6 protein-coding genes and 1 pseudogene are annotated in these 12,296 nt (G+C 56.0%); 6 read left to right on the forward strand and 1 reads right to left on the reverse strand.

Annotated elements, in window-relative coordinates; genetic code table 11:
- Window positions 1–268: 268 nt before the first annotated feature.
- From sucA to sucD, 4 genes are all read left to right on the forward strand, one after another.
- Window positions 269–3,076, forward strand: a complete 2,808-nt coding sequence (sucA, locus tag ACOTWU_RS00965) for a 2-oxoglutarate dehydrogenase E1 component (protein ID WP_003858615.1) — start codon at window positions 269–271, stop codon at window positions 3,074–3,076.
- 14 nt (window positions 3,077–3,090) lie between these two features.
- On the forward strand, window positions 3,091–4,317 hold the full coding sequence (gene odhB / locus ACOTWU_RS00970; protein WP_003858613.1) for a 2-oxoglutarate dehydrogenase complex dihydrolipoyllysine-residue succinyltransferase: 1,227 nt from the start codon (window positions 3,091–3,093) through the stop codon (window positions 4,315–4,317).
- Window positions 4,318–4,402: 85 nt separating this feature from the next.
- Window positions 4,403–5,569, forward strand: coding sequence for an ADP-forming succinate--CoA ligase subunit beta (gene sucC, locus ACOTWU_RS00975; protein ID WP_017384968.1), 1,167 nt, complete (start codon window positions 4,403–4,405; stop codon window positions 5,567–5,569).
- Window positions 5,569–6,438: a succinate--CoA ligase subunit alpha gene (gene sucD, locus ACOTWU_RS00980; RefSeq protein ID WP_003858609.1), complete on the forward strand. Its 870-nt coding sequence runs from the start codon at window positions 5,569–5,571 to the stop codon at window positions 6,436–6,438. The genes sucC and sucD overlap by 1 nt, the downstream gene beginning before the upstream one ends.
- Before the next feature lie 86 nt (window positions 6,439–6,524).
- On the opposite strand, the gene ACOTWU_RS00985 is transcribed toward sucD, so the two are convergent.
- The gene (locus ACOTWU_RS00985; RefSeq protein ID WP_040117384.1) at window positions 6,525–7,241 is read right to left on the reverse strand and encodes a GntR family transcriptional regulator; all 717 of its coding nucleotides are present in this window, start codon (window positions 7,239–7,241) and stop codon (window positions 6,525–6,527) included.
- A 170-nt stretch (window positions 7,242–7,411) separates the two neighbouring features.
- Between ACOTWU_RS00985 and mngA the strand changes: the two genes are divergently transcribed.
- Window positions 7,412–9,328, forward strand: coding sequence for a PTS 2-O-a-mannosyl-D-glycerate transporter subunit IIABC (gene mngA / locus ACOTWU_RS00990; RefSeq protein ID WP_220719348.1), 1,917 nt, complete (start codon window positions 7,412–7,414; stop codon window positions 9,326–9,328).
- A 23-nt stretch (window positions 9,329–9,351) separates the two neighbouring features.
- Window positions 9,352–11,988, forward strand: a pseudogene (gene mngB, locus ACOTWU_RS00995) (mannosylglycerate hydrolase).
- The last annotated feature ends 308 nt before the right edge of the window (window positions 11,989–12,296 follow it).

A 12,296-nucleotide genomic window follows, 5' to 3' on the forward strand; every position in this document is an offset into this window, starting at 1 on the left:
AAAAACTGCCAGATAAGTAAATAATCGAGACGTTCAGCGCGAGACAAGGCGCGGTTGAACGAATCCCCTGGAGCATAGTTGACTATGTGACTGGGGTGAGTGAAAGCCGCAACGCAGTCGCAGCCGGAACGACGAAGATTATTTAGACAGTTTCTAAAGGTTCCTTCGCGGGCCACAAAGAGCTCGCAGGTGAACCCCGGCACGTACACGTGGTGTGCGTGGTAGTTTCTACGGCGAAAGTAAGCATAAAAATGCTTAAGGGATCACGATGCAGAACGGCGCAATGAAAGCCTGGCTGGACTCTTCTTACCTCTCTGGTTCAAACCAGAGCTGGATAGAACAGCTCTATGAAGACTTCTTAACCGATCCTGACTCAGTGGACGCAAACTGGCGTTCCATGTTCCAGCAGTTGCCTGGTACAGGGGTCAAACCGGATCAATTCCATTCAAAAACACGTGATTATTTCCGTCGTCTGGCGAAGGATGCCTCACGTTACTCTTCTGCGATTTCCGACCCTGACACCAATGCGAAGCAGGTTAAAGTCCTGCAACTTATCAACGCTTATCGCTTCCGTGGTCACCAGCATGCGAATCTCGATCCGCTGGGACTGTGGCAGCAGGAACGTGTAGCGGATCTTGATCCGGCTTATCACGATCTGACCGAGGCCGATTTCCAGGAAAGCTTTAACGTAGGTTCCTTTGCCATCGGCAAAGACACGATGAAGCTGGGCGATCTGATTGACGCGCTCAAGCAAACCTACTGCGGCTCCATCGGCGCGGAATATATGCACATTACCTCCACCGAAGAGAAACGCTGGATCCAGCAGCGTATCGAATCCGTGGCAGGCCACGCGAATTTCTCAGCAGAAGAGAAAAAACGTTTCCTCAGCGAACTGACCGCCGCGGAAGGCCTTGAGCGCTATCTGGGCGCGAAATTCCCTGGCGCAAAACGCTTCTCACTGGAGGGCGGCGATGCGTTAGTCCCGATGCTGAAAGAGCTGATTCGTCATGCCGGTAAGAGCGGCACGCGCGAAGTGGTGCTGGGCATGGCGCACCGTGGTCGCCTGAACGTGCTGGTTAACGTGCTGGGTAAAAAGCCGCAGGATCTGTTCGACGAATTTGCGGGTAAACATAAAGAGCACCTCGGCACCGGTGACGTGAAATACCACATGGGCTTCTCGTCGGATATCGAAACCGAGGGCGGTCAGGTTCACCTGGCGCTGGCGTTTAACCCGTCGCACCTGGAAATCGTCAGCCCGGTGGTTATCGGTTCCGTGCGTGCGCGTCTGGATCGTCTGGACGAGCCGAGCAGCAATAAAGTACTGCCAATCACTATTCACGGTGATGCGGCGGTCACAGGGCAGGGCGTGGTTCAGGAAACCCTGAACATGTCGAAAGCGCGTGGTTATGAAGTGGGCGGTACCGTTCGCATCGTAATCAACAACCAGGTGGGCTTCACCACCTCTAACCCGCTGGATGCGCGTTCCACCCCGTACTGCACCGACATCGGTAAAATGGTTCAGGCGCCAATTTTCCACGTTAACGCGGATGACCCTGAAGCCGTTGCTTTCGTTACCCGTCTGGCGCTGGACTTCCGTAACACCTTCAAGCGCGACGTGTTCATTGACCTCTTCTGCTACCGCCGTCACGGCCACAACGAAGCGGATGAGCCAAGTGCAACCCAGCCGCTGATGTACCAGAAAATCAAAAAACACCCGACGCCGCGTAAAATCTATGCTGACAAGCTGGAAAGCGAAAAAGTGGCGACGCTGGAAGATGCGACCGAAATGGTCAATCTTTATCGCGACGCGCTGGACGCGGGTGAATGCGTAGTGAAAGAGCTGCGTCCAATGAACATGCACTCCTTCACTTGGTCGCCGTACCTCAACCACGAGTGGGACGAGAGCTACCCGAACAAGGTTGAAATGAAGCGTTTGCAGGAGCTGGCTAAACGCATCAGCACCGTGCCGGAAGCGATCGAGATGCAGTCCCGCGTGGCCAAGATCTATGGCGACCGCCAGGCCATGGCGGCGGGTGAGAAGCTGTTCGACTGGGGCGGCGCGGAAACGCTGGCCTATGCGACGCTGGTTGACGAAGGTATTCCGGTTCGTCTGTCCGGTGAAGATGCGGGTCGTGGCACCTTCTTTCACCGTCATGCGGTTGTGCATAACCAGTCTAACGGTTCAACGTACACTCCGCTTCAGCACGTGCATAACGGTCAGGGCCAGTTCAAGGTCTGGGACTCCGTGCTGTCAGAAGAAGCGGTTCTGGCCTTCGAATACGGCTACGCCACCGCAGAACCCCGCACTCTGACCATCTGGGAAGCGCAGTTCGGTGACTTCGCCAACGGTGCGCAGGTCGTCATCGACCAGTTCATCTCCTCCGGTGAGCAGAAGTGGGGCCGTATGTGCGGTCTGGTGATGCTGCTGCCGCACGGCTATGAAGGACAAGGTCCGGAGCACTCCTCCGCGCGTCTGGAGCGTTATCTGCAACTCTGCGCCGAGCAGAATATGCAGGTTTGCGTGCCGTCCACTCCGGCTCAGGTTTACCACATGCTGCGTCGTCAGGCGCTGCGCGGTATGCGCCGTCCGCTGGTGGTCATGTCGCCAAAATCCCTGCTGCGCCATCCACTGGCGGTCTCCAGCCTGGAAGAGCTGGCAAACGGCACCTTCCTGCCGGCCATCGGTGAAATTGACGAGCTGGATCCGCAGGCCGTTAAGCGTGTCGTAATGTGTTCTGGTAAGGTTTATTACGACCTGCTGGAACAGCGCCGTAAGAACGATCAGAAAGATGTCGCCATCGTGCGTATCGAACAGCTTTATCCGTTCCCGCATCAGGCGATGCAGGAAGTGCTGAAACAGTACGCTCACGTTCATGATTTTGTCTGGTGCCAGGAAGAGCCGCTCAACCAGGGCGCATGGTATTGCAGCCAGCATCATTTCCGTGAAGTGATTCCATTTGGGTCTGCCCTGCGTTATGCAGGTCGCCCGGCCTCCGCCTCTCCGGCGGTAGGGTATATGTCCGTTCACCAGAAGCAGCAACAAGATCTGGTCAATGACGCGCTGAACGTCGATTAATTAAAGGATACATAATGAGTAGCGTAGATATTCTTGTTCCCGACCTGCCTGAGTCCGTAGCAGATGCAACCGTCGCCACCTGGCACAAAAAACCAGGCGACGCGGTAACCCGTGACGAAGTGCTGGTAGAAATCGAAACTGACAAAGTGGTACTGGAAGTACCGGCTTCAGCGGATGGCATTCTGGATGCAGTCCTGGAAGATGAAGGTACGACCGTCACTTCTCGCCAGATCCTGGGTCGCCTGCGTGAAGGCAATAGCGCGGGCAAAGAGTCCAGCGCCAAATCTGAAGAGAAAGCGTCTACTCCGGCCCAGCGCCAGCAGGCGTCTCTGTCCGATCAGACCAATGACGCGCTCAGCCCGGCGATCCGTCGCCTGCTGGCTGAGCACAGCCTCGATCCGGCAGCCATCAAAGGCACCGGCGTGGGTGGCCGTCTGACGCGCGAAGACATCGACAAGCATCTGGCAAAAGCGCCTTCTGAGGCGAAAGCGGAAGCGAAAGCCCCTGCGGCAGCACCAGCGGCACAGCCAGCTCTGGGCGCACGTAGCGAAAAACGCGTGCCGATGACCCGCCTGCGTAAGCGCGTGGCCGAGCGTCTGCTGGAAGCGAAAAACTCCACCGCGATGCTGACCACCTTTAACGAAGTCAACATGAAGCCAATCATGGATCTGCGCAAGCAGTACGGTGACGCGTTTGAAAAACGTCACGGTATCCGTCTGGGCTTCATGTCCTTCTACGTGAAAGCGGTAGTTGAAGCGCTGAAACGCTACCCGGAAGTGAACGCGTCTATCGATGGCGATGACGTGGTTTACCACAACTACTTCGACGTCAGCATGGCGGTTTCTACCCCACGCGGCCTGGTTACCCCGGTTCTGCGTGACGTGGATACCCTGGGTATGGCTGACATCGAGAAGAAAATCAAAGAGCTGGCCGTGAAAGGCCGCGACGGCAAGCTGACCGTTGAGGACCTGACTGGCGGTAACTTCACCATTACCAACGGTGGTGTGTTCGGCTCGCTGATGTCTACCCCGATCATCAACCCGCCGCAGAGCGCGATCCTGGGTATGCACGCCATTAAAGATCGTCCAATGGCGGTAGACGGTAAAGTGGAGATCCTGCCGATGATGTACCTGGCGCTCTCTTACGATCACCGCCTGATCGACGGCCGCGAGTCCGTAGGCTTCCTGGTTGCCATTAAAGAGCTGCTGGAAGATCCAACGCGTCTGCTGCTGGACGTCTAGTTTTTGCAGTCTTGCCCGGCGGCGCGTTGCTTGCCGGGCCTACAAAAGCACTACCTAACGATTACCTGAAGGATGGATAGAACACATGAACTTACATGAATATCAGGCCAAACAGCTGTTTGCCCGGTATGGCTTACCGGCTCCGGTGGGTTATGCCTGTACTACCCCGCGTGAAGCAGAAGAAGCCGCGTCTAAAATCGGTTCCGGCCCGTGGGTAGTTAAATGTCAGGTTCACGCTGGTGGCCGTGGTAAAGCGGGCGGTGTGAAGGTTGTTAAGAGCAAAGAAGAGATCCGTGCGTTTGCTGAACATTGGCTCGGCAAGCGTCTGGTAACCTACCAGACAGATGCGAACGGCCAGCCGGTTAACCAGATCCTGGTTGAAGCGGCAACCGACATCGCGAAAGAACTGTACCTCGGCGCAGTCGTAGACCGTAGCTCCCGTCGCGTGGTGTTCATGGCGTCTACCGAAGGCGGCGTGGAAATCGAAAAAGTGGCGGAAGAAACCCCGCACCTGATCCACAAAGTGGCTATCGATCCGCTGGCGGGCCCAATGCCTTACCAGGGTCGTGAGCTGGCATTCAAACTGGGTCTGGAAGGCAAGCTGGTTCAGCAGTTCACCAAGATCTTCATGGGTCTGGCGACCATTTTCCTGGAGCGCGATTTGGCGCTGATCGAGATCAACCCGCTGGTGATCACCACCCAGGGCGACCTGATCTGCCTCGACGGCAAGCTGGGCGCTGACGGCAACGCGCTGTTCCGCCAGTCCGATCTGCGTGAAATGCGCGATCAGTCTCAGGAAGATCCGCGTGAAGCACAGGCTGCACAGTGGGAGCTGAACTACGTCGCGCTGGATGGCAACATCGGCTGCATGGTTAACGGTGCGGGCCTGGCAATGGGCACCATGGACATCGTTAAGCTGCACGGCGGTGAGCCAGCGAACTTCCTCGACGTGGGCGGTGGCGCAACCAAAGAGCGCGTAACCGAAGCGTTCAAAATCATCCTCTCTGACAGCAACGTGAAAGCGGTTCTGGTGAACATCTTCGGCGGTATCGTACGTTGCGACCTGATCGCCGACGGTATCATCGGCGCGGTAGAAGAAGTGGGCGTTAACGTTCCGGTTGTTGTACGTCTGGAAGGGAACAACGCTGAACTCGGCGCGAAAAAACTGGCTGACAGCGGCCTGAATATTATTGCAGCGAAAAGTCTGACGGATGCAGCTCAGCAGGTTGTTGCCGCAGTGGAGGGGAAATAATGTCCGTTTTAATTAATAAAGATACCAAGGTTATCTGCCAGGGCTTCACCGGTAGCCAGGGGACTTTCCACTCCGAACAGGCGATTGCCTACGGTACGCAGATGGTTGGCGGCGTAACGCCAGGTAAAGGCGGCACCACGCACCTGGGCCTGCCGGTGTTCAACACCGTGCGTGAAGCGGTAGAAGCGACGGGCGCAACCGCGACCGTGATCTACGTACCGGCGCCGTTCTGCAAAGACTCTATTCTGGAAGCGATCGACGCAGGCATTAAGCTGATCATCACCATCACCGAAGGCATCCCGACGCTGGATATGCTGACCGTGAAGGTGAAGCTGGACGAAGCAGGCGTGCGCATGATCGGCCCGAACTGCCCAGGCGTTATCACTCCAGGCGAATGCAAAATCGGTATCATGCCGGGCCACATTCATCGCCCAGGCAAAGTGGGTATCGTGTCCCGTTCCGGTACCCTGACCTATGAAGCGGTTAAGCAGACCACCGACTACGGTTTCGGCCAGTCCACCTGCGTGGGCATCGGCGGTGACCCGATCCCGGGCTCTAACTTCATCGACATCCTGAAGCTGTTCCAGGAAGATCCACAGACCGAAGCGATCGTGATGATCGGTGAGATCGGTGGTAGCGCGGAAGAAGAAGCGGCTGCTTACATCAAAGATCATGTGACCAAGCCGGTGGTGGGTTACATCGCGGGTGTGACCGCGCCGAAAGGCAAACGTATGGGTCACGCGGGCGCGATTATCGCAGGCGGTAAAGGTACGGCTGATGAGAAATTCGCAGCACTGGAAGCCGCAGGCGTGAAAACCGTTCGCAGCCTGGCGGATATCGGTGAAGCACTGAAATCCATCATTAAGTAAGTCCTCTCTGCTCCCTGAATGGGGCGCGTTGAAGTATAAAAAAATGTCCGTTTCGACATGGTTGGCCGCTGTAAAGCGGCCTTTTTTTATTGCCTGCGTTTAGCCACCAGGGTGAATTTATAGTCGTCGGTGTTAAACACGTTGCGACTGTATTCAAATACCCGGCCGTCTTTCAGAAAGCCACGAGAGACTTTTTCCAGAATCGGTTTTGCCGGATCGAGCGCCAGGGCGGCAATCGCCTCGTCCGGTGGCATGACTGGCACCAGCTCCTGCTCGCTGCGATCGATAACCATCTTTTTGATCTGCTCAATGTAATGGTATTTCGACTGTTCCATCACTTCCCAGGTGAGGTCGGGGAACATCGCCAGCGGCATCCATGTCTCTTCCAGATTCACCGGCTTTTCCCTGATGAAGCGTACGCGCTTGACGTGCCAGACCTTATCATCCGGATTGAGCGCAAGTTTTGCCGCGAGCCGCTCATCGGCTTTCACCACTTCGAAGACGCTGACGTCGCTGTGCGTATCGACGTTGCGATCCGCTAACTTTTCGTAAAAGCCGGTGAGCTGATAAATATCGTAATTCACCCGCTCCTCTTTTACATACGAGCCGCTGCCCTGAATACTTTCGATGATCTGCTCGTCGGCGAGCAGCTTCAAAGCCTGCCGCACGGTGACCCGGCTGACGCTAAACGCCTCCTGAAGGCTGGATTCCGTCGGCAGCGCGTCGCCAGGTTTTAACTCACCAGCATTAATTTTCTCGCGGAACGCATCGGCGATCTGCCGGTACATCGGTTTATTGCCCATTGTGTCGCGCCTTTTTAATACGTTTTCAGGGAATTATGCCTTCAGTGGTAAATTTGTAAATAATACAAATAAGATACAAATATCGGTGTTAGTGAAAATGATCACATAAATGTATTATCCGGTCTGCCACAATCCTCCCCAGACAATAACTTTGGATAGGTGAGGATCTTATGAACCTGACGACTCTGACCGACCCCCGTGCTGTCTGCGTGCAGGCGCAGTTTACCAGCCGTGATGAGGCAATCCGTCAGCTTGCGACGCGGCTGGTGGCGTTGGGCAAAATAGCCGACGCCGATACGTTTCTGGCAGACGTTTTCCATCGGGAATCGCTTGGCCCGACGGCGCAGGGCGAGGGGCTGGCCGTACCTCATGGTAAATCAGTGGCGGTAAACGAAGCGGCTTTTGCCGTGGCCACACTGCGTGAGCCGCTGGCCTGGGAAGGTGTGGACGGACCGGAGGAGGTCGAGCTAATTTTTCTGCTCGCCATTCCTCCCGCACAAGCGGGATCAACGCATATTCAGGTCCTGACGGAACTGACGTCTCGCCTGGCGGATGACGAGCTCAGGGCGCGCGTGATGACGGCGACCAGCGCGGAAGCGGTGCTTGCGGCGCTGGAAACGGCGCCTGACGCACAAGAAACCGCCGTTGCGGAGAATGCCCCGACGATCGTCTGCGTTACCGCCTGTCCGGCCGGGATCGCCCATACCTACATGGCAGCGGAGTATCTCGAAAAAGCGGGACGTAAGCTCGGCGTCAATGTGGTGGTCGAAAAGCAGGGGGCAAATGGTATTGAGGGGCGCATCACCGCGCAGCAGTTGCAGGAGGCAAAAGCGTGTATCTTCGCGGCGGAAGTGGCGATCAAAGAGCGTGAGCGTTTTCAGGGGATGCCCGCCATTTCCGTGCCCGTCGCGGGACCCTTACGCCATGCGGAAGCGCTCATTGAGCGTGCGCTGGCGCTACAGCCTGTATCCGATGCGCGTCCTGCGCATGTCGACTCGGACGCGAAAAAGTGCGTTAAAACCGAACTCAAGCAGGCGCTGCTCAGCGGTATCTCCTTTGCGGTGCCGCTGATTGTCGCTGGCGGCACGGTGCTGGCAGTGTCGGTACTGCTGGCGCAAATCCTGGGCTTGCAGCATCTGTTCGATCAGGAAAATTCGTGGCTGTGGATGTACCGCAAACTGGGCGGCGGGATGCTCGGTATTCTGATGGTGCCTGTTCTGGCGGCCTATACCGCTTACTCGCTGGCGGATAAACCTGCGCTAACGCCGGGCTTTGCGGCGGGTCTTGCCGCCAATATGATCGGCTCTGGTTTTCTCGGGGCCATCGTCGGCGGGCTGATTGCGGGCTACCTGATGCGCTGGGTGAAAAACCACATCCGGCTGAGTAGCCGCTACAACGGCTTTCTGACCTTTTATCTCTATCCGGTGATTGGCGTGCTGGGCGCAGGCAGCCTGATGCTGTTTGTGATCGGCGAACCGGTAGCCTGGATCAATAACGCCCTGACCGCCTGGCTTAACGGTCTGTCCGGCGCGAATGCGCTGCTGCTGGGGGCGATCCTGGGCTTTATGTGCTCGTTCGATCTGGGCGGTCCGGTCAACAAAGCCTCTTACGCGTTCTGTCTGGGAGCGATGGCCAATGGCGTATACGGGCCTTATGCGATTTTTGCCTCCGTCAAAATGGTATCGGCCTTTACCGTGACGGCATCAACGATGCTGGCTCCGAACCTGTTCAAACAGTTCGAAATTGAAACCGGCAAGTCCACCTGGCTGCTGGGGCTGGCGGGCATCACCGAAGGGGCAATTCCGATGGCTATCGAGGATCCGTTGCGGGTCATTGGCTCATTTGTTCTGGGGTCAATGGTGACCGGAGCGATTGTCGGGGCGATGGGGATTGGGCTATCCACCCCCGGCGCGGGCATTTTCTCGCTCTTCTTACTGCATGATGCCGGGCTGGGCGGCGTGATGGCCGCTGTCGGCTGGTTTGGCGCCGCGCTGGCTGGCGCCGCAATCTCTACGCTCATTTTACTGCTCTGGCGACGCCAGGCCGTGAAGAGCGGCACCTACGTGACTGAAGACATACCCTCCTAAACACGCACCGACAGGAAACGAAGATGAAAGCTGTATCTCGCGTTCATATCACGCCACATATGCACTGGGACCGGGAGTGGTACTTCACCACCGAAGCGTCACGTATTCTTCTGGTCAATAATATGGAAGAGATCCTCACTCGTCTTGAGCAGGACGCAGAGTATAAATACTACGTACTCGACGGCCAGACGGCGGTGCTGGAAGATTATTTTGCCGTGAAACCGGAAAACAGGCCACGCGTGAAGGCACTGGTGGCGGCCGGGAAGCTGATTATCGGGCCGTGGTATACCCAGACGGATACCACCCTTGTTTCCGGCGAGTCGATTGTCCGAAATCTGATGTACGGTATACGCGACTGTCTGGCCTTTGGCGAGCCGATGAAAATTGGCTATCTGCCGGACTCCTTCGGCATGTCTTCCCAGCTGCCGCACATTTACAATGGTTTTGGCATCACGCGTACCATGTTCTGGCGCGGGTGTTCCGAGCGGCACGGTACCGATAAAACCGAATTTCTCTGGCAAAGTCAGGACGGCAGCGAAGTGACGGCACAGGTGCTGCCGCTGGGCTACGCGATTGGTAAGTACTTACCGGAGGATGAGGCCGGGCTGCGCAAACGGCTCGACACGTACTTCGAGGTGCTGGAAAAAGCCTCCGTGACGAAAGAAATTTTGCTGCCTAACGGCCATGATCAGATGCCGCTCCAGCAGAACATCTTTGCGGTGATGGATAAGCTGCGCGAAATCTATCCGCAGCGTCAGTTTGTGATGAGCCGCTTCGAGGAGGTGTTTGACCACATTGACGCGCACCGCGATGAACTGGCGACGCTGAAAGGGGAGTTTATTGACGGTAAATATATGCGAGTGCACCGGACGATAGGCTCCACGCGGATGGATATCAAAATCGCCCACGCCCGGATAGAGAATAAAATCGTCAACGTCCTTGAGCCGCTGGCCACGCTTGCCTGGACGCTGGGCTTTGAGTATCACCACGGCTTGCTGGAAAAAATGTGGAAAGAGATCCTCAAGAATCACGCCCACGACAGTATCGGCTGCTGCTGTAGTGACAAAGTGCATCGTGAGGTGATGTCACGCTTCGAGCTGGCGGAAGACATGGCCGATAACCTGACATGCTTCTATATGCGCAAGATTGTCGACAACATGCCGCAGAGCGAGGAAGACAAACTGGTGATGTTTAACCTCACGCCCTGGCCGCGTGAGGAAGTGATTAACACCACGATACGTCTGCGCGCCAGCCAGTTCCGCCTGCTGGACGATAGGGGGAATGAAATCCCTTACTGCCTGCGCAGCGCGCGTGAAATCGACCCCGGCTTGATTGACCGGCAAATTGTGCATTACGGCAACTACGATCCCTTTATGGAGTTTGATATCCAGCTCAATCAGATCCTGCCATCAATGGGTTACCGCACGCTCTATATCGAGCCGCACGTGGCCGGCAAGCTGCTGGCGGCAGAAAAATCGTCGGAGGCGTTGCTGGAAAATGCTTTCTGGGAAATAACGTTAAACGACGACGGCACCCTGCGTCTGCTCGATAAAGCGTCCGGGCTTATCTATGACCGCGCGCTGGAAATAGAAGAGAGCTCGGATGATGGCGATGAGTACGACTACTCGCCTTCACGGGAAGAGTGGAGACTCACTTCCGCTCAGGGCGAGCATGAGGTTGAGGTGATCCACGAGGCCTGGCAGAGCAGGGCGGTGATCCGCCATCGCATGGCGGTGCCGGCGGATCTCGCCGAACGTTCTGCGCGTCAGCAGACGGGAACGCTTGAGGCAGAACTCACGGTCACGCTCAGCCATAACAGCCGACGTATCGACGTTGAGGCGCGTCTCGGAAATCACGCGGATGACCACCGTGTGCGGGTGCTGATCCCGACGCCATTTACCGCAGACACGGTGTTAGCCGATACCCAGTTCGGTTCGCTGACGCGACCTGTACAGGATGAAGCGATGGCGAACTGGCAGGAGGAGGGCTGGAAGGAAGCGCCGCTGCCGGTGTGGAATCTGCTCAACTACGCGGTGCTCCAGGAACGGCGTAACGGAATGGCCCTGTTTACCGAAGGGTTGCGCGAATTTGAAGTGACTGGCGAGCGTCAAAAAACGTTTGCCCTGACGTTGCTTCGCGGCGTGGGGGTGCTTGGGAAAGAAGATTTACTGCTGCGCCCCGGCAGACCGTCCGGGATCAAAATGCCGGTGCCTGATTCGCAGATGCGGGGCCAGTTAACCTGTCGCTTTAGCCTGTTCAGTTTTAATGGTACGCCCGTCAGTGCTGGCGTTGCGCAGCAGGCGAAGTCGTGGTTAACGCCAGCGCTCTGCTATAACAAAATCCCGTGGGATGCGATGAAGCTTAACCGCGCCTCTTTCACCACCCCTTGTAGCTATAGCCTGCTAACGCTGGCGCCTAACGGATGCGTACTCAGTGCGCTGAAAAAAGCGGAGGATCGTGACGAGATGATTCTTCGTCTGTACAACCCTTCGGAGACCCGCTCCTGTGACGTGGCTTTGTCTGTGAACCGTGAGGTCCAGGCCTGTTGCGAAACGGACATGAATTAGGTGCGCAAGGCGCAAGGGGAGGAGGGTTCAGCCATTACGGGGTCGTTCCGGCCATGCCAGTCACGCACCTTTAGCATAAAAATTGAAAGGTAATCCTCCGAACAAAATAAAGGCCGCATTCCTGCGGCCTTTATTTCATCAAATAGTCACGAAAGGGTGTTAATTTTAAGATTATTAAAGGTGAATGAAATGTAATCTTTTCGGCGGGTAGCAAAGCGAAAGAAAAATACTGTGAAGCAGATAACATTATATGGTTATCTTCCGGCAAAATGCGTTTTTTCTCGCGCGTTAATAAAAATCACAACTGTTTATATTATCTTCTGGCTTTTATAACCAATAACGCCTTTAAATATACATATTGTTAACAAGGTTTTTACTATCCGCACCACAAAGAAACATCA

It is taken from the genome of Enterobacter cloacae complex sp. GYL001 (assembly GCF_049237125.1).
Classification (GTDB): Bacteria; Pseudomonadota; Gammaproteobacteria; order Enterobacterales; family Enterobacteriaceae; genus Enterobacter; species Enterobacter hormaechei_C.